General features: G+C 61.3%; 19 protein-coding genes. 10 read left to right on the forward strand and 9 right to left on the reverse strand.

The window, feature by feature from the left end:
• Positions 1–3: 3 nt before the first annotated feature.
• Complete coding sequence (gene purN, locus RG540_RS05370; protein ID WP_038585455.1) at positions 4–687, reverse strand: phosphoribosylglycinamide formyltransferase; 684 nt, start codon at positions 685–687, stop codon at positions 4–6.
• Complete coding sequence (gene purM / locus RG540_RS05375) at positions 684–1,757, reverse strand: phosphoribosylformylglycinamidine cyclo-ligase (protein WP_038585457.1); 1,074 nt, start codon at positions 1,755–1,757, stop codon at positions 684–686. The genes purN and purM overlap by 4 nt, the downstream gene beginning before the upstream one ends.
• Positions 1,758–1,935: 178 nt before the next feature.
• On the opposite strand from purM, the gene RG540_RS05380 reads away from it, so the two are divergent.
• The 5 genes from RG540_RS05380 to RG540_RS05400 all read left to right on the forward strand — a co-directional run bounded on the left by RG540_RS05380 (position 1,936) and on the right by RG540_RS05400 (position 8,029).
• Positions 1,936–3,168, forward strand: coding sequence for an AI-2E family transporter (locus RG540_RS05380; protein ID WP_038585459.1), 1,233 nt, complete (start codon positions 1,936–1,938; stop codon positions 3,166–3,168).
• 7 nt (positions 3,169–3,175) lie between these two features.
• The gene (hdaA, locus tag RG540_RS05385; protein WP_038585461.1) at positions 3,176–3,895 is read left to right on the forward strand and encodes a DnaA regulatory inactivator HdaA; all 720 of its coding nucleotides are present in this window, start codon (positions 3,176–3,178) and stop codon (positions 3,893–3,895) included.
• A 60-nt stretch (positions 3,896–3,955) separates the two neighbouring features.
• A complete protein-coding gene (locus RG540_RS05390) occupies positions 3,956–6,148 on the forward strand; it encodes an RNA degradosome polyphosphate kinase (protein ID WP_038585463.1) in 2,193 nt (730 codons plus the stop codon).
• A gap of 5 nt (positions 6,149–6,153) precedes the next feature.
• A complete protein-coding gene (ppx, locus tag RG540_RS05395; RefSeq protein ID WP_038585466.1) occupies positions 6,154–7,674 on the forward strand; it encodes an exopolyphosphatase in 1,521 nt (506 codons plus the stop codon).
• Positions 7,675–7,831: 157 nt separating this feature from the next.
• On the forward strand, positions 7,832–8,029 hold the full coding sequence (locus tag RG540_RS05400) for a hypothetical protein (protein WP_038541799.1): 198 nt from the start codon (positions 7,832–7,834) through the stop codon (positions 8,027–8,029).
• Between the two features lie 17 nt (positions 8,030–8,046).
• Here the strand turns inward: RG540_RS05400 and RG540_RS32295 are convergent, their stop codons facing one another.
• Positions 8,047–8,457: a hypothetical protein gene (locus RG540_RS32295; RefSeq protein WP_157884584.1), complete on the reverse strand. Its 411-nt coding sequence runs from the start codon at positions 8,455–8,457 to the stop codon at positions 8,047–8,049.
• A gap of 274 nt (positions 8,458–8,731) precedes the next feature.
• On the opposite strand from RG540_RS32295, the gene RG540_RS05405 reads away from it, so the two are divergent.
• A complete protein-coding gene (locus RG540_RS05405; protein WP_244446626.1) occupies positions 8,732–9,496 on the forward strand; it encodes a DJ-1/PfpI family protein in 765 nt (254 codons plus the stop codon).
• 108 nt (positions 9,497–9,604) lie between these two features.
• On the forward strand, positions 9,605–10,525 hold the full coding sequence (locus RG540_RS05410) for a LysR family transcriptional regulator (protein WP_038585472.1): 921 nt from the start codon (positions 9,605–9,607) through the stop codon (positions 10,523–10,525).
• 1 nt (position 10,526) lies between these two features.
• Here RG540_RS05410 and RG540_RS05415 read toward each other — a convergent pair whose 3' ends face one another.
• From RG540_RS05415 to RG540_RS05425, 3 genes are all read right to left on the reverse strand, one after another.
• Positions 10,527–11,480: an NmrA/HSCARG family protein gene (locus RG540_RS05415; protein WP_038585475.1), complete on the reverse strand. Its 954-nt coding sequence runs from the start codon at positions 11,478–11,480 to the stop codon at positions 10,527–10,529.
• A gap of 277 nt (positions 11,481–11,757) precedes the next feature.
• Positions 11,758–13,116: an esterase-like activity of phytase family protein gene (locus RG540_RS05420; protein ID WP_038585477.1), complete on the reverse strand. Its 1,359-nt coding sequence runs from the start codon at positions 13,114–13,116 to the stop codon at positions 11,758–11,760.
• A gap of 127 nt (positions 13,117–13,243) precedes the next feature.
• Positions 13,244–14,032, reverse strand: coding sequence for an AraC family transcriptional regulator (locus RG540_RS05425; protein ID WP_038593105.1), 789 nt, complete (start codon positions 14,030–14,032; stop codon positions 13,244–13,246).
• Positions 14,033–14,198: 166 nt separating this feature from the next.
• On the opposite strand from RG540_RS05425, the gene RG540_RS05430 reads away from it, so the two are divergent.
• Positions 14,199–14,606 (forward strand): DUF2000 family protein, encoded by a 408-nt coding sequence (locus RG540_RS05430; RefSeq protein WP_038585479.1) that lies wholly within the window; start codon positions 14,199–14,201, stop codon positions 14,604–14,606.
• On the opposite strand, the gene RG540_RS05435 is transcribed toward RG540_RS05430, so the two are convergent.
• A complete protein-coding gene (locus RG540_RS05435; protein ID WP_038585482.1) occupies positions 14,578–14,895 on the reverse strand; it encodes a hypothetical protein in 318 nt (105 codons plus the stop codon). The two genes, RG540_RS05430 and RG540_RS05435, sit on opposite strands and share 29 nt — an antisense overlap.
• 7 nt (positions 14,896–14,902) lie before the next feature.
• On the reverse strand, positions 14,903–15,028 hold the full coding sequence (locus RG540_RS33455) for a hypothetical protein (RefSeq protein ID WP_275451996.1): 126 nt from the start codon (positions 15,026–15,028) through the stop codon (positions 14,903–14,905).
• A gap of 75 nt (positions 15,029–15,103) precedes the next feature.
• Between RG540_RS33455 and RG540_RS05440 the strand changes: the two genes are divergently transcribed.
• Entirely contained in the window at positions 15,104–15,388 is a 285-nt protein-coding gene (locus RG540_RS05440) for a FitA-like ribbon-helix-helix domain-containing protein (RefSeq protein WP_051909245.1), read from the forward strand.
• Positions 15,385–15,783, forward strand: coding sequence for a type II toxin-antitoxin system VapC family toxin (locus tag RG540_RS05445; RefSeq protein ID WP_038585485.1), 399 nt, complete (start codon positions 15,385–15,387; stop codon positions 15,781–15,783). Before RG540_RS05440 ends, RG540_RS05445 begins: the two co-directional genes overlap by 4 nt.
• A 12-nt stretch (positions 15,784–15,795) precedes the next feature.
• Here the strand turns inward: RG540_RS05445 and rnd are convergent, their stop codons facing one another.
• Positions 15,796–16,941 carry a ribonuclease D gene (rnd, locus tag RG540_RS05450; RefSeq protein WP_038585488.1) on the reverse strand — a complete coding sequence of 382 codons (1,146 nt, stop codon included), beginning with the start codon at positions 16,939–16,941 and terminating at the stop codon, positions 15,796–15,798.
• Positions 16,942–17,009: the final 68 nt, after the last annotated feature.

The following is a 17,009-nucleotide window of genomic DNA, read 5'->3' on the forward strand; positions in this document are numbered from 1 at the left end:
AGTTCAGATACCCGCCGAGAAGATCCGCTGATCCGCGATACCGGTCACGGTGCCGGGCGAGGTGATCGCCCGACCGTCCTCCATCCGCACCTTGCCTTCGGCCAGCAGTTTCAGCGCCAGCGGATAGAGCTTGTGTTCGACGGTCAGCACGCGGCCGGCCAGGGTCTCGGGGGTGTCGTCGGCAAGCACCGGGACGGCGCCCTGGGCGACGATCGGGCCTTCGTCCATGCCTTCGGTCACGAAATGCACGGTGCAACCGGCGATCTTGACGCCGGCCTGGATGGCGCGTTCATGGGTATGGAGGCCCGGGAAAAGCGGCAGAAGGGCAGGGTGGATGTTGAGGATGCTGCCTTCGTATCGGCTGATGAACTCGGCGGAGAAGAGCCGCATGTAGCCGGCGAGGCAGAGGATGTCCGGCTTGACCTCGTCGAGGGCCGCAAGGATCGCCGCCTCGTGTTCGGCCTTGCCGGCAAAACCCTTGCGCTCGAAGACGAAGGTTTTGATGCCGCGCGCCTGCGCCTTCTCGATGCCGCCCGCCGAGGGTTTGTCGGAGAAGACTGCGACGATTTCCGCCGGAAAATCCGGTGCGGTGCAGGCATCGGCAAGCGCCAGCATGTTGGAGCCGCCGCCGGAGATGAATACGGCGACGCGCTTTCTGCGCGCCGTTTCTGCCGCCGGTGCGCTCATAGTCCGAGCGTGCCCTGGTAGATCACGCCGGTGCCGCCTTCGGCGCGCTCGACCATGCGGCCGAGCGGCACGACGATCTCGCCCTCACCGGTCAGGATATCGGCGACCGCCTGGGCGTTCTCGGGCGCGACCACGACGATCATGCCGATACCGCAGTTGAAGGTGCGCAGCATTTCCTTCGCCTCGACGCCGCCGGTTTTGGCGAGCCAGGAGAAGACCGGCGGGACAGGGATGGAGTCGAGATCGATTTCGGCCGCAAGGTTTTTCGGCAGCACGCGCGGGATGTTTTCCGGAAAACCACCGCCCGTAATGTGGGCGAGCGCCTTGAGTGCGCCGGTCTCGCGGATCGCCTTCAGGAGCGGCTTCACGTAGATGCGGGTCGGCGTCAGAAGCGCCTCACCCAGAGTCATGCCCTCACGGAAGGGGGCGGGCGCGTCCCAGGCGAGGCCCGAAAGCGTCACGATCTTGCGGACAAGAGAGAAGCCGTTCGAATGAACGCCGGAGGAGGTGAGGCCGAGGATGACGTCGCCGGACGCGATATCGCCGACAGGCAGAAGCTGGCCACGCTCGGCGGCGCCGACTGCAAAACCCGCCAGGTCGTAATCGCCGTCGGAATACATGCCGGGCATTTCGGCGGTCTCGCCGCCGATCAGCGCGCAGCCCGCCTCGCGGCAGCCGGCGGCAATGCCGGAGACGATTGCCGCGCCCTGGTCCGGATCGAGTTTACCGGTGGCGAAATAGTCGAGGAAGAGCAGCGGCTCGGCGCCCTGGACCACCAGATCGTTGACGCACATGGCGACGAGGTCGATGCCGACCGTGTCGTGGAAGTCGGCGTCGATGGCGATCTTCAGCTTGGTACCGACGCCGTCATTGGCGGCGACGAGGATCGGATCGGTGAAGCCCGCTGCCTTCAGATCGAAAAGGCCGCCGAAGCCGCCGATTTCGCCGTCTGCGCCGGGCCGGCGGGTCGAGCGCACGGCCGGCTTGATCTTCTCGACCATGAGGTTGCCCGCGTCGATATCGACGCCGGCATCGCTATAGGTGAGACCGTTCTTGCCCGCCTCGCTCATCGTTCATCTCCAATGATCGTTGTAGCGGCCCGCAATTGCACGACATGGCGCCGGATGCAAGCGTTGGACGCGGTTTCGAAGGCTTTTCACAGGTCTTGCTGCACCGCTTCCAAACCCTTGACCTGGGTTGCGGGCTTCCCTATCCCTTTTTCGCCCGGGCAATTCAGAGGAAGCGGCGATGGCATATCATATCAGTGGCGCAAGCCTGAAGCGCTACATCTTCTTCTGGGTCGGCGTTCTCATTGTCTTCGTGGTGTTTCTCTGGTTCTTCCGTTCGATCCTGCTGCCTTTCGTGGCCGGCATGGCGCTCGCCTATTTCCTCGATCCGGTGGCCGACTGGTTGGAACGGCGGGGCTTGAGCCGGCTGATGGCGACGGTGGTGATCCTCGTCTGTTTCGTGCTGGTCTTCGCGCTGTCGCTGATGCTGGTGATCCCGATCATCATCAACCAGTTCACCGAGTTCGCCGCCGCGCTGCCGGGCTATATTTCCCAGCTGCAGCAGATCATATCGAGCCCTGAAAGTTCGTTCCTGCCCCATTGGATCAGCGCCCAGATCGAGACGGTCAAGCAGAATTTCTCCGAAGTGCTGAGCCAGGGCGCCGGTTTCGTCGGTTCGCTGCTCACCCAGATCTGGAATTCCGGCAAGGCAATCATCGACGTCGTGTCGCTTTTGATCGTCACGCCCGTCGTCGCCTTCTACATCCTGCTCGACTGGGACCGGATGGTCGCCAAAGTGGACAGCTGGGTGCCGCGCGACCAAGTGGCGACGGTGCGCGAGATCGCCCGGGAAATGGACGAGTCGGTCGCCGGTTTCATTCGCGGCCAAGGCTCGCTCTGCCTCATCCTCGGCATCTTCTATGCGGTCGGCTTGTCCGTTGTCGGCCTGAATTTCGGGCTTCTGATCGGCTTCATCGCCGGCATGATCAGTTTCGTTCCTTATATAGGCTCCTTGATCGGCCTGGTGCTCTCCGTCGGCGTGGCGCTGGTCCAGTTCTGGCCGGATTATCCGTGGATCATGGCGGTTGCCGGCGTCTTCTTCGTCGGCCAGTTCGTCGAGGGCAATATCCTGCAGCCGAAGCTGGTCGGCGAAAGTGTCGGCCTGCATCCGGTCTGGCTGATGTTCGCGCTCTTCGCCTTCGGCGCCATATTCGGCTTCGTCGGCCTGCTGATCGCGGTGCCCGCTGCGGCCGTTGTCGGCGTCCTTGTCCGTTTCGTGCTGTCGCGGTATCTTGACAGCGACATCTATTACGGCCGAGCGGCCGCTCTTCCCTGGGAAGAGGCCGAACCGCCGCATGTGCTGGAACATGCCGAAAACGGCGCAGAGATAACCGCCCCGAATGATCCTCACGCGCCGGATGATTCTCAAGCGCCGGATGATCCTCAAGCGAATGACTCTCAGAAGAGCATTTGAAAGACCAATGACCGAGACCAGCGAGCGCGAGCGGCGCAGACAAGAGCAGCTGCCGCTGCAATTCACTCATGATGCGGCGAGAACCCGGGACGACCTCCTGGTGTCCGGACGCCTGGCTGCGGCCGTGGCGATCGTCGACGAATGGCCGGCCTGGCCGTCGCCGGTCGTCGTGCTGGCCGGCCCGGTAGGGTCGGGAAAGTCGCACCTGGCGCATATCTGGCGGGAAAAGGCGGGGGCGGCCGAGATCCATCCCGTCGCCGGCTCGAATGCCGCGGCGATTGCTGCAGCGGGTCCCGTCCTGTTCGAGGATGCCGAACGCCGCGGATTCGACGAGACTGAACTCTTCCACGTCATCAACAGCGTGCGCGAGAACGGCCATAGCCTGCTGATGACCTCGCGCCTGTGGCCGGTCTCCTGGGGCGTCACCCTGCCGGACCTCAAATCCCGGCTGAAGGCGGCGACCGTCGTGGAAATCGGCGAGCCGGATGAAGACCTGCTGGCCCAGGTGATCGTCAAGCTGTTCGCCGACCGCCAGCTTTATATCGACGACAAACTGGTGGGCTACATCGTCAACCGCATGGAGCGGTCGCTCGGTGCGGCGCAGACGATCGTCGAGCGGCTGGACCGCCTGGCGCTGGCACGCGGCACGAAGATAACGCGTCCGCTGGCTGCGGAAGTGCTGAACGATTTTGGGAATTCCGGGACCGGTGCCGGCGCTGACGATTGACTGTGACAGTTCCCTCGTCAAACTGTATTCGGCCCTAGGGGGTAGCATGGGATGGATGAGATGGATTCGATCACGACTGAAACGCGCGAGCCTGGTCTGGAAGCGGCCAATACCGACTTCGACCTGATGAGCAGTCCGGACCGGTTCATTAATCGTGAATTCTCCTGGCTGCAATTCAACCGCCGCGTTCTTGAGGAAACGCTGAATACCGCCCATCCGCTTCTGGAGCGGGTCCGCTTCCTGTCGATCTCCGCGGCCAATCTCGATGAATTCTTCATGGTGCGCGTCGCCGGCCTCGAAGGCCAGGTGCGCCAGGGCATCGTCATCCGCAGCCCGGACGGCAAGACCCCGGCCGAACAGCTCGATAATATCCTGCAGGAAATCGACAACCTGCAGATGGAGCAGCAGGCCTCGCTCGCCGTGCTGCAGCAGTATCTCGCCAAGGAAGACATCCTGATCGTCAGGCCCGCGGCGCTGTCCGCCGAAGATAGCGTCTGGCTGGCGAACTCCTTCGACGACGAGCTTTTCCCGGTCCTGACGCCGCTGTCGATCGACCCGGCTCATCCGTTCCCGTTCATCCCGAATCTCGGCTTCTCGATGGGCCTGCAGCTGCACAGCAAGCACGGCAAGGAGCCGATGACCGGCCTGTTGCGCCTGCCGACCACACTCGACCGCTTCATCCGCCTGCCGGACCTCAATTCGGCGATCCGCTACATCACCCTTGAAGATGTGGTCGGCATGTTCACCGACCGGCTCTTCCCCGGTTACGAGGTGAAGGGCGCCGGCACGTTCCGCATCATTCGAGACAGCGATATCGAAGTCGAGGAAGAGGCCGAAGACCTGGTGCGCTTCTTCGAGACGGCGCTGAAGCGCCGCCGCCGCGGCAAGGTCATCCGCATCGAGACCGATTCGGAAATGCCGGCGTCGCTCCGCCAGTTCGTGGTGCAGGAACTCGGCGTGCCGGAAAACCGCGTCGCGGTTCTGCCGGGCCTTCTGGCGCTCAACACCCTGTCGGAGATCACCAAGGCGCCACGCGACGACCTGCGCTTCGAGACCCACAATGCCCGATTTCCCGAGCGGGTTCGCGAACACGCCGGCGACTGCCTTGCAGCCATCCGAGAAAAGGACATGGTGGTCCATCACCCTTATGAGTCCTTTGACGTGGTTGTGCAGTTCCTTCTGCAGGCGGCGCGCGACCCGGACGTGCTCGCCATCAAGCAGACGCTCTACCGCACCTCGAACGACAGCCCGATCGTCCGAGCGCTGATCGACGCGGCCGAGGCCGGCAAGTCGGTGACGGCGCTGGTCGAGCTCAAGGCCCGATTCGACGAAGAGGCGAACATCCGCTGGGCGCGAGACCTGGAGCGCGCCGGCGTGCAGGTCGTCTTCGGTTTCATCGAACTGAAGACCCATGCCAAGATGTCGATGGTGGTGCGCCGCGAGGACGGCAAGCTCAGGACCTATTGCCATCTCGGCACCGGCAACTACCACCCGATCACCGCCAAGATCTATACGGACCTGTCCTTCTTCACCTGCAACCCGAAGATCGCCCACGACATGGCGAACATCTTCAACTTCATCACCGGTTACGGCGAGCCGGCCGAAAGCATGAAGCTGGCGGTCTCGCCCTATACGCTCCGGCCGCGCATCCTGCGCCATATCGAGGAGGAGATCTGCCACGCCCAGGAAGGCAAGCCGGCGGCAATCTGGATGAAGATGAACTCGCTGGTCGATCCGGAGATCATCGACGCGCTCTATCGCGCCAGCCGCGCGGGCGTCGACATCGATCTCGTCGTGCGCGGCATCTGCTGCCTGCGCCCGCGGGTGGCCGGCCTCTCCGACAATATCCGCGTCAAGTCGATCGTCGGCCGCTTCCTGGAACACAGCCGTATCTTCTGCTTCGGCAACGGTTTCGGCCTGCCGTCCGACAAGGCGCTGGTCTATATCGGCTCGGCTGACATGATGCCGCGCAACCTCGACCGCCGGGTCGAAACGCTGGTGCCGCTCCTCAACCCGACCGTGCACGAGCAGGTGCTTTCACAGATCATGCTCGGCAACCTGATTGACAACCAGCAGAGCTACGAGATATTGGCCGACGGCACGTCGCGGCGCATGGAAGTGCGCAAGGGCGAGGAACCTTTTAACGCGCAGCACTATTTCATGACCAATCCGAGCCTCTCGGGGCGCGGTGAAGCCCTGAAGTCGAGCGCTCCGAAACTCATCGCCGGCCTTGTGTCGGGACGCAAGAAATAGGCACTATGGTACGATCAGAAGCCCAGGGGCGCCTTCCGGGGGTCGCTCCTGTCTCCGTTATCGACATCGGCTCGAACTCCGTCCGCGTCGTCATCTACGAAGGCCTGTCCCGTGCCCCGACCGTTCTCTTCAACGAGAAGGTGCTGTGCGGCCTCGGCAAGGGGCTGGGTTCGAACGGGCGCATGGATGACGAGGGTGTCGAGCGCGCCCTGTCGTCGCTGAAGCGTTTTCGCGCGCTTTCCACCCAGGCTCGCGCCACCGAAGTCTATGTGCTGGCGACCGCCGCCGCCCGCGAAGCGTCGAACGGCCCGGATTTCATCCGCCAGGCAGAGGAGATTCTCGGCCAGCAGATCCAGCTTCTGTCGGGAGAGGAAGAGGCGCGTTATTCGGCACTCGGCGTCATCAGCGGCTTTCATGATCCGGACGGCATTGCCGGCGACCTTGGGGGCGGCTCCCTGGAGCTGATCGATATCAAGGGCAAGGAATCCGGCAAGGGCATCACCCTGCCGCTCGGGGGCCTGCGGCTGTCGGAATCCTCCGGAAATTCGCTCTCCAAGGCGCGCGCCTTCGCCCGCAAGCAGGTCAACACGGCGCGGTTTCTGGAGAACGGCGCGGGCCGCACCTTCTACGCGGTCGGGGGCACCTGGCGAAACATCGCCAAACTGCACATGGAGATGAGCAAGTATCCGCTGCACATGATGCAGGGCTACGAACTTACGCTTGAGGAGATGCAGAAATTCCTCGACGAGGTGATCGCCGCCAAGGATAGCAAGGAACCCGCCTGGCAGGCGGTTTCGAAAAACCGCCGTTCGCTGCTGCCCTTCGGCGCGATCGCCATGCAGGAAGTGCTGGCCATCATGAAGCCGGCCAGGGTGAGCTTTTCCGCCCAGGGCGTTCGCGAAGGTTATCTGTTTTCGCGGCTGCCGGACGAGGAGCGGGAAAGCGACCCGCTGCTGGTCGCCGCTGACCAACTGGCCATCCTGCGCGCCCGTTCGCCCGAACACGCCCGCGAGCTTGCCGAATGGACCGGCCGCATGGTGCCGGCCTTCGGGATCGTCGAGACGGAAGAGGAAAGCCGCTATCGCCAGGCCGCCTGCCTGCTCGCCGATATCAGCTGGCGCGCCCACCCGGATTATCGTGGCCTGCAGGCGCTGAACCTGATCGCGCACTCCTCCTTCGTCGGCATCACCCATGCCGGCCGGGCCTATCTGGCGCTCGCAAACTACTACCGTTTCGAAGGCCTGCACGACGACGGCGCCACCGGCCCGCTGGCGACGATCGCGACGCCCCGCCTGCTCGATCTTGCAAAGCTGCTCGGCGGTCTGCTCCGGGTCGTCTACCTCTTCTCGGCCTCGATGCCGGGTCTCGTCCACCACCTGACCTTCCGCCCGTCCTTCGAACCGGATCTTGATCTCGAATTCGTCGTGCCCTCCGCCTACCGCGATTTCGCCGGCGAGCGTCTGGACGGCCGCCTGCAGCAGCTGGCGAGGCTGACGGGCAGACGGCTGGCGTTCCGGTTCGAGTAGGCCGGGCAGGGACGCATGGAACTGGGGCCAAGCAAGTGCCGTCACCATGCCGGCTGCCTTCAGCACCCTCATTCGACCTGAGAGCATACTCCGATTGGACGACTTCCCTGGCGACGCCGTTGATTTATTTTACGGCGCGTCAAAAGGGAGGAGATGGATGTCATACCTGCATATCTGGATCTGGGCGACGCTCGCGTTCGTCGTCTGCGCAACGCTGATGACGCTGGGTTACTTCAACATCGAAGGAAAGCTGCTGGCCCCGCCGCCCTTCTATCTGGAAACCTGGGCGGGACTGATGGCCTTCGTGACGATATCGGCCGCATTCATCAAATGGCTGTTCAATTATCGCGGGTGAGGGGCCGGAGACGTGCATTAGGCCCTGGTCACGGGGAGTTTCGGGACCGGTCTGGCGAAAACGGCTGTAATGGTCCGTTTCGAACCATTCCCGAGATCGACGACCATGAACATCATCAGCTGCTCGTCACGAAGGGCGAAAAGAACATCGAAAGCCTTGTTGCTGTAGATCGTGCCGGGCCGCATTTTCCACCGCCCCCGGCCGGTGGCGAAGTGTGCAGGGCCGTTTCGATCCGCTTGTACTGTTGCAGACCAACCGTTGTTTGCGCTGACGATAAGAACTGTGCCCTGCCTCACGATCCCAACAAAACAAGCTGCGCATGATCCCGCGTCGGAGGAAATCTGCTGCCATCGGCCGGAGAGCTGGGCTTCTTGCGAAGACAATAAAGCAAAGAAAGCGAACGAAATCAGGTTAAAAGCGAGGCGCACGTCTCTCTCCGCACAACCAAAAACATCTGTAATTGCCCACCTCGGCGATGAGGGCTGAGTCATCATTCAGTCGCGCATGTTTCCATATACAATTCAAGATCACATTGTTGGGCAAGGAGATGTCCAGCGTCCTTCGCATCGAGCAAAGTAGCGGATTGCCGGAGGCGCGCCTGCCTGCAGCCGAACCTCGAAGTAGGTTTCCAACCTGCCATAAACAATCACTCGCGATTGGAGCGGCAGTGGATTTTTCGGTTGCGTCCACCGGCATCTTCATGTGCATGCTCGCGAAACCGATATTATCCGTCAATTGGTTGAGCAAGCTTCGATGTCTGTGAGCGCGCCCCCTCGTGAGATCGGCTTTGTCCTGTTTGCCGGACTGACCCAGCTTGATTTGACCGGACCTTGGGAAGTTCTGACGCGGCTGCCGAATACGCGTTGCCATCTGCTGGCCGAGGGACGCGCTCCCGTTCGAAGTGCGAGCGGACTGAGTATCGTCCCAAGCATGTTGCTTGAAGAATGCGGTCAACTCGACATCGTGGTTGTCCCGGGCGGGCCCGGTCATCTCGATGCGATGCAGGACGAACGTCTTCTCTCGTTTCTAAAGCGCCAGGAGCCCGGCTGTCAGTTCTTGATGGCCGCCTGCACAGGCACGCTGGTGCTTGCCGCCGCTGGTCTGCTTCAGGGCTACGAGTGCACCACTCACTGGACGGCGTTGCATAGGCTCTCAGCTTTCGGAGCAATTCCCGCAAATCGGCGGGTCGTGTTTGACCGGACGCGAGCCACCGGTAGCGGCGTCACGGCAGGTATCGATCTTGGCTTGGTCATGGCCGCCAAACTGGCAGGTGAAGATGTCGCGCGGAAAATCCAGCTGATGATGGAATATGCGCCTGAACCTCCATTCGCCGGATCGCCCATGACCGCCGACCCCGCGACAGTGAAGGCGTTGGAAGCATCATCGGATATCGCAGATCAGATAAGGGCCATCGATGCCGGCGCAATATCCAGACTTCGGCGAGGCGCTCGGCTCATCGAGCGATGAGTGGAAGAGCTGTGAACGGGCTGTGTTCGAAGGCGGTTTTACGCTTCGAACTAGGCACAGGCGAGATTATTCCCTATAGGGGCATAATGAGGATCGCTGTGCTGAAAAATGGATAATGCGGGACTGTCTCTTGACAGAATGCGCACCTTTGTTCGCGTCGCCGAACGCGGCAACCTGTCGATGGTCGCAAGAGAACTCGGTATCGGTCAATCGACCGTGACACGGCACCTCAATGAACTCGAGGACGCGGTCGGTGTATCTCTACTCAGCCGAACCACACGTCGCGTGACTCTTACGGACGAAGGTAGCCGTTATTATACGAATTGCCGTCAGATATTGCGCCTGGTCGAACAGGCTGCCGAAGAGGTAAGAAATGCCCGTCAGGCTTCGGCGGGTACAGTTCGGCTTTCCTGTACTGCAGCGCTCGGCGTGATGCACATCACCCGCCTCATCTTTGAATTCCAGGACAAGCATCCGGACATCAGGATCGATCTCAACCTGACCGACGAGCGCATCGATCTGGTTCGCGAAGGTGTTGACATTGCGCTCCGTCTTGGGCCTCTCACTGACAGCTCGATGAAGCTTCATGCGCTCGGGGAAAGCCATCGGCTGCTGGTGGGTGCTCCGAATTATTTGTCCGTTCACGGACGGCCTGAGCACCCAGCCGATCTGTCACGGTTCGAAACGGTAGTGATGTCGAATGTTGCGGGGAGCGATCAGATCATTCTTTTCTCTCACGATGGCACAAGCCTGATGATACCAGTCGGTGGGAAATTGCGCGTCGATCACGGGCTTGCGGCGCGCCAAGCCTTTGCCGCCGGACGCGGCATTGGTCCTGCACATCTCTGGTTGGTCCACGATCTTCTGGACGACGGTCAGCTCGAGATCGTGCTTGGGGACTATCGTCCTCCACCGGTCCCGGTGAGCTTGCTGATCGTTCCAGAGCGCGCAGCCATTACACGCGTCCGGCTTCTCGCCGACTTTCTTGTAGCCAAGGTTTCTGAATTACCGGGAATCCGGCCATCGTGAACTAGAGGCCGAAGGATCGCCTATGGCCACGCCACCCCGTCGTCCGCAGATACTGCTCCCAGTTGAGCGTGTCGGGGTTCAGACGACGGCTCCATTCGAGATCATGCTCTTTGCCGAAATAACCATATTCGACAGCATACTCGACCATCCCTAGAAGCTCTCGCACGAGAAGTTCGTTAGCGGCAAACTCCGGAAAATATTGCAGAAGGCCATTCCTGGTAAACGCGTTCCGATACTCAGCCTTGAGGCCGGTCACGCGCTGAAAAGTTTCGATCATCTCGCGCGGAGAAATGATATCGCCGACGATCGGCAGAGTCTTTCCATTGTAACGCCCGGGATTTGAAAAAATCTCGAGGACAACCGGTCCTGTCGCCGTGAGCGGATCGACAAAAGGCGCTCGGAAATCCTCAGGAAGATAAACCGGCAAGAGCAGAGTATCCCCCTCCAAGCGCGGCACATAATACTCGAGAAGGTTTGTGTAAAAGAATGCCGGCATTATGAAGGAATGAGAGATCGGCAGGCCGCGAATGTAGTCTGCAACGCACGCTTTGTCGGTAAAGTGCGGGGCATACTTCGTCCCGGCCGAGATCTTGTCGACATTCTCAAGGGTGCTGAACACAATATGCCCGACGCCTGCCTCAACTGTGGCATCCGCCATTTCACGGCCGAGAGGAGCCTCGGTTGTCTGCGGCGGGGCGATGGGTGGCGTCATCAGAAATGCGCCATCCGCGCCCTTGAATGCAGCAATGAGATCCTTCTGAGAACCAGGTTCAAGAGGGACTGTCACGATTTCGGCACCGAGTTTTTCCAGGCTTAAAGCCTCGGTTGAATCTTTTTTCCGGGTTAAAGCACGTACACGGAAACGCTCGCTACGAAGGAGTGTCGCGGCTACGCTTCGCCCCTGTTTGCTCGTTGCCCCGACAATCGCGATAAGTGGCTTCTCTTTTGTGGACATTTTTGAGTTCAAACCTTTCCAGTCACTGGCTACCGACTACGCAGGCAAGCTCACGTTGCGGCAAGAGCTGTCAGCCCATGCCGCCACCTCAATGACGGAGACCCTATCTCAACACGCTTTATTGCTGTAGATGTGCGAAATACATAACATAATGCCATTTAATGGATGAATGGCGCCGGTGAAACACCTGCGTAGGCCACTGCTCTATCCCCGTGTCCCAAACAAAAAGAGCGCCCGGCTTTCACCGGACGCTTTTCGCTGTTGGGACGCCTGCTAATTACTTAGCAGACATGAATTCGCCGACTTCGAGCACGCTGAACTCATTGTTGTCGGCCTTGTCGACGGCGCGGCCTGCCGAGAAGGGGAGGTTGTTGTCGTTGCCGATGATGATGTGGGTGGCGTCGATCACGTCGACGTTCTCGATCGTCACGAACGGCATGTCGTAGACGCCGGCGACGCTGCCGACCTTCTTCTTGTTGTCCGGGTCCTGGATGTTCATCAGGTCGATATAACCGATCTTGCGAACGGCCTTGCCGACATTGGCGTCGTTGAACTCGATCTTGTAGACACGCTTCAACTCGGCCGGAACGTCGAAGCAATCCGGCTTCGGCTGTTTCGAATCGGCGCAGGCCTTGTCCTTGGTGCCGGCGCCATTGTCGCGCTCGATCACGAGGGCGGTTGAGGCATCGATCATGTTGAAATCGCCGATCGCGGCGCCCTTGTCGGCGAACGGATACAGCCACGAACGGCCGGTCCACTTCTTGGAGGCGACGTCGAATTCGATGACGCGGATGGCGGTCTTGCCGTCAGCCTGTTCGACCTGGCCGTCGTCCTTGTAGAGCGGGCCTTCGAGCAGGCCGTAGAGCTTGGAGCCGTCCTTCGCCATAGCGAGGCCCTCGAAGCCGCCGGAACGCTTCAGGTTGAAGACCGGCATCTTGGCAGCAGGGTTGCCCGGCAGCTGGATGAGCGGGTTGTCCGGCGAAAGCACCAGCTTGCCGTCGACGGTGGTAGCGATGACGTCGGTCAAGCGGCCCTGGGTGTCGACCTTGAGGAGATAAGGGCCGAATTCATCGCCGAGCCAGAAGCCGTCGGCGACCGGCTGCACGGATTCGATGTCGAAATCGGCGCCGGTCAGGTAACGGGTTTCGGTGGCTTCGGTGACGATCGGAAACGGAGCGATCTTGTTCGGGTCGGAGAGGAAGACGTTCTTGACGACTTCAGCCTTGTTGGTGGCCCAGTCGAACTTCATCTGGTGCAGGAAGAGCATCGAGTCGGACGAGTTGAACTTCGAGCCGAAACCATTGTCCGACAGCGTCCAGAAGGTGCCGTCAGCCATCGTCTTGATGCCGGAAAAGCCCTGGACCGGCTGGCCGTCGAGCGGCAGCTTAACGTCGGTGATGCGGGCGCCGTCCTTGCCCGGCAGGGTGGCGAGGGCGTCGGTGCGCTTGCGGTCGGCGGTGGTGAACTTGCCGGAGGTCTTGAGGAACGCCGGCGCATCGGCCGGAGCCGGAACGACCGTGTTGGCGGGAAGGATCGCCTGGCCGGTGAGCTTGGCCGGGAAAACCTTGTCGTCAGCAGAAGCGGAGCCGCCGATCAGCGCGGCAAGCGCTACGGTAGCAAGCAGAAATTTGGTCATGGGATCACCTGTTGGTTGGCGTGTCAAAGACGCCAACCGGTTAAGGTGAGTGCATGACGGCGAGGTGATGGAAGATTGACGCTTCGATGAAGCTTTGATGACTGAAATTTCACAAAGGCCGGCGGCCTCAGGCGCTCCTGCGAAGCGCCATCCAGCGGCCTGGCGTCATGCCGAACGTCTTCTTGAAATGACGGGTGAAATGCGCCTGGTCGGCAAAGCCCGTATCGGCCGCGATATCCGCCAGGCTGCCGCCTTGTGACAGCAGGACCTTCGCCCGGTCGAGCCGGCGCATGACGAGATAGCGGTGCGGACTGGTGCCGAGAAGCTTCCTGAACTGCCTGGCGGTCGTGTAGCGATCGAAACCGCTCACCTCTTCGAGTTCTTCGGAAGAGACGACCCGCTCCGAATTCGCCTGTAGGTAATCGCGGCAGCGCAGAACCGCCTGTTGTGCCCGCGGCGTGCCGGCAACGCTGCCCTTGCCGTCGGCATGGTGCCAGAGGCTTGTGGCTATGCGGCCGATCAGGTCGTCGAGCAGCAGGTCCTGCGGCTCGGCTTCGAGATCGTCCAAGGCTTCGGTAAGACACTGCCGGAATCCCGCATCCGCTATGATGGGATCCGGCACGAAGGGCAGGCCGCGCGAACCGCCGGCCGCCTCGATCAGCCGTTCCGGCGGCAGGTAGAGCATGCGGTAGCGCAGGCCGTCGTCGGTGCCGGCCGCACCGTCATGCACCTCGTCCGGATGCAGCACGATGACATTGCCGGGCAGGCTGGCGCGGGCGGCACCGCGATACTGGAAGGTCTGCACGCCGGAGAGTGTCAGCCCGATCGCATAGGTGTCGTGGCGATGCGGCTCGAAACCGTTGCCATGGAAGCGAGCCTCGATCCGCTCGATGCCGCGCGAGGACGGGGCCTGGATGATGCCGTCAGGCGCGCCTCTTGCGCTGCCGTCAGGCGCGCCTCTTGCGCTGCCGCCAGCCGTGGCTCCCGAGCTGCACGAACGTTCAAGACCGGCCGCATCCGCCGCCGCTATCTCGTCTGTCATTGCATGGCCTTTGGCATAACCTTCGACGGAGTTGTTCTTCATGTTCGATACCAAGATCGCGATCGTGCTTCGCGATGACCTCGCCCCCTGGCAGGAGCTCAATGTAACCGCGTTTCTGACGAGCGGCATCATCGCGCAAAATCCCGCGATCATTGGTGAAGCATATCGGGATGCGGCAGGTCATGTCTACAATCCGATGAGCATTCAGCCGATCGTGGTGCTGGCCGCCGACCAGGAGACGCTGCGCACCATTCACCGGCGGTCGCTGGAACGGGAGGTGACGACGTCGGCCTATGTCGAGGAGATGTTCTCTACCGGCCATGATGCGGCCAACCGCGAGGTGTTCGCGCAATTCTCGCCGGAGGATGCGAAGCTGGTGGGCATCGCGATCAGGACTGAGAAGAAGATCGTCGACAAGATCACCAAAGGCTCGAAAATGCATGCCTGACGGCGAAGAACATGGTCTTCGGAATGACCCAGAGCGCGGCGATCGGCGTGGTCGAGGCCACCACATAGGCGGCGATGCTGAGGAGCAGGTAGTTGAGCCAGGCGACGTGCTTCCGCGTCATCAGGCCCGGCAGGGCGACGAGCAGATTGGCGGCGCAGATCACCCGGATGATCGGGCGGTTCCAGAGCGGCGAAAAGGCCCCGAACCCCGACGCTTCCATGAGGAGGACGAGCAACAGCGAGAGCAGGACGACGACGGCGATCAGGGCATTCGATGTTGGATAGCGCATCGGTCGCTCAGGCCTCCAGCGCCAGGGTGACGAAGCTCGCCGGTTGACGCTTGCCCACATGGTTGCGGGGGAAATGCCGGAGCGAGTCGGGCACAGAACGCTGGGTGGTCACCCGGGCAAGCGATTGGATCATGGCTGGGCTCGCGTTGAAAAGCGTCTGCTGAATGGATATCATGGGAAAGATAAGTAATATCTGATCGGAGGTGAGATGATGAATGCAATCACCATACGAAACCTGTCCGACGAAGCCAGCCGTGCATTGGAAGCTCGAGCGATCAGGAATGGAACGACTGCGGAAGCCGAAATCGAGCAGATTTTGGAGGAGGTACTGCTGTCGAAGGAGCCGATCGCCCAACAGCCCTCGCAGGCGGCAAAACCTCTGAAACTCGGGACGGCGTTGTGGGAGCTCGGCCAGGAATTCGGTGGGCTGGAGCTGGACATTACACGTGATCCTGCTCCGATCAGGCCGGCCTCGTTCTCGATACGAATGTGATTTCCGAGCCGGCAAAGCCAATACCCAATCAATCCGTCGTCGCATGGCTGAACGCGCAACCCGCCGAAACGCTCTATTTGACGGCGACGAGTTTGGCCGAACTGTTCGCTGGAATCGAGATATTACCGGTTGGCAAGAGGAAGGCGCAGGTTCATCAGAGAATGTCAGATCTGGTCGGGATGTTCTTCGGCCCAAGAATCCTGTCGTTCGACCGGGATGCTGCAATAGCCTATGCCTCGATCATGGCGCTGACGACCCAAAAGGGGCGGGCTATTTCATTCGCGGACGGACAGATCGCTGCGATCGCTCAGGTCCACGGTTTTACAGTGGCCACTCGGGATACCGCTCCCTTCGAAGCGGCAGGAATTCCGGTCATCGATCCCTGGAAGCTCTAGGAGAGAATACCCCTAAAGCTCCACCGCCTCGACCTTCTTGTTGACGAAGCGCAACGCCACGCCGCCGCTGATCAGTTTCAGGGCGGTTTCGCCGAAGAGATCGCGACGCCAGCCGGAAAGGGCTCCGACCTCGGCGGCCTCGCCTTCGGCGGCGATCCTTTCGAGATCGTCGGTATTGGCGATGATCTTGGCGGCGACGCCCTGCTTGTCGGAGATCAGCTTCAGGAGAACCTTGAGCAGCTCGACCGCGGCGGCGGTGCCTTCCGGGACATGCACATGTTTCGGCGCATGCGGCATCTCGGTCTTCGGCAGGGCAAGTGCTGCGTTGACCGCTTCGATGATGGCGGCGCCGGAGGCAGAACGCTCCCAGCCCTTCGGGATGGTGCGAAGCCGCGACATGGCCTCCACATCCTTCGGCTGCTGCTGGGCGATCTCGTAGATCGCATCGTCCTTCAGCACGCGGGAACGCGGTACGTTGCGGCTGCGCGCTTCGCGCTCGCGCCAGGCAGCGACGAATTTCAGGACAGCGAGCTCAGTCGGCTTGCGCAGGCGCGACTTGAGGCGGGCCCAGGCGTCGTCTGGATGCAGGTCATAGGTGCCGGGAGATTCCAGCACGGCCATTTCCTCGGTCAACCACAGGGCGCGGCCTTCGCGTTCGAGCTGGGCTTTGAGGAAGAGATAGACGTCACGCAGATGGGTGACGTCGGCCAGCGCATATTCGAGCTGCTTGTCGGAAAGCGGCCGGCGGCTCCAGTCGGTGAAGCGCGACGACTTGTCGAGATTCTCGCCCTTGATGCGGTTGACGAGCTGGTCATAGGAGACCGAGTCCCCGAAGCCGCAGACCATGGCGGCGACCTGGGTGTCGAAGATCGGATGCGGCACCAGATTGCCGAGATGGTAGACGATTTCGATATCCTGGCGGGCGGCGTGAAACACCTTAGTGACGGCGGGATTGGCCATCAGCTCGAAGAAGGGTTTCAGGTCCAGGCCCTTGGCGAGCGGATCGACAAGGACTTCGACAGTCGGGCTCGCCATCTGGATGAGGCACAGCTCAGGCCAGAAGGTCGTTTCCCTGAGGAACTCGGTGTCGATGGTGATGAAGTCCGATTGGGCCAGCTGGATGCAGGCTTCTTCGAGTGCGGCGGTCGTTTGGATCATCGTTTCATTCACGTGAGGGTGATCAACCTTCCTTCTCCTTCCGGCCGCATATGTCAATACGGAACGGT

Origin of the sequence: Neorhizobium galegae bv. orientalis str. HAMBI 540 (assembly GCF_000731315.1) — a bacterium.
Taxonomy (GTDB): Bacteria; Pseudomonadota; Alphaproteobacteria; order Rhizobiales; family Rhizobiaceae; genus Neorhizobium; species Neorhizobium galegae.

Excerpts from the sequence above, each read along its gene's own strand:
- RG540_RS05430 (WP_038585479.1), top strand. The coding sequence starts at position 14,199 with ATGTTCGATACCAAGATCGCGATCGTGCTTCGCGATGACCTCGCCCCC.
- RG540_RS05435 (WP_038585482.1), bottom strand. The coding sequence starts at position 14,895 with ATGCGCTATCCAACATCGAATGCCCTGATCGCCGTCGTCGTCCTGCTC.
- RG540_RS05380 (WP_038585459.1), top strand. The coding sequence starts at position 1,936 with ATGGCATATCATATCAGTGGCGCAAGCCTGAAGCGCTACATCTTCTTC.
- RG540_RS33455 (WP_275451996.1), bottom strand. The coding sequence starts at position 15,028 with ATGATCCAATCGCTTGCCCGGGTGACCACCCAGCGTTCTGTGCCCGAC.
- purN (WP_038585455.1), bottom strand. The coding sequence starts at position 687 with ATGAGCGCACCGGCGGCAGAAACGGCGCGCAGAAAGCGCGTCGCCGTA.
- RG540_RS05420 (WP_038585477.1), bottom strand. The coding sequence starts at position 13,116 with ATGACCAAATTTCTGCTTGCTACCGTAGCGCTTGCCGCGCTGATCGGC.
- RG540_RS05400 (WP_038541799.1), top strand. The coding sequence starts at position 7,832 with ATGTCATACCTGCATATCTGGATCTGGGCGACGCTCGCGTTCGTCGTC.
- RG540_RS05410 (WP_038585472.1), top strand. The coding sequence starts at position 9,605 with ATGGATAATGCGGGACTGTCTCTTGACAGAATGCGCACCTTTGTTCGC.
- purM (WP_038585457.1), bottom strand. The coding sequence starts at position 1,757 with ATGAGCGAGGCGGGCAAGAACGGTCTCACCTATAGCGATGCCGGCGTC.
- ppx (WP_038585466.1), top strand. The coding sequence starts at position 6,154 with ATGGTACGATCAGAAGCCCAGGGGCGCCTTCCGGGGGTCGCTCCTGTC.
- RG540_RS05415 (WP_038585475.1), bottom strand. The coding sequence starts at position 11,480 with ATGTCCACAAAAGAGAAGCCACTTATCGCGATTGTCGGGGCAACGAGC.
- rnd (WP_038585488.1), bottom strand. The coding sequence starts at position 16,941 with ATGATCCAAACGACCGCCGCACTCGAAGAAGCCTGCATCCAGCTGGCC.
- RG540_RS05390 (WP_038585463.1), top strand. The coding sequence starts at position 3,956 with ATGGATTCGATCACGACTGAAACGCGCGAGCCTGGTCTGGAAGCGGCC.
- hdaA (WP_038585461.1), top strand. The coding sequence starts at position 3,176 with ATGACCGAGACCAGCGAGCGCGAGCGGCGCAGACAAGAGCAGCTGCCG.
- RG540_RS05440 (WP_051909245.1), top strand. The coding sequence starts at position 15,104 with ATGATGAATGCAATCACCATACGAAACCTGTCCGACGAAGCCAGCCGT.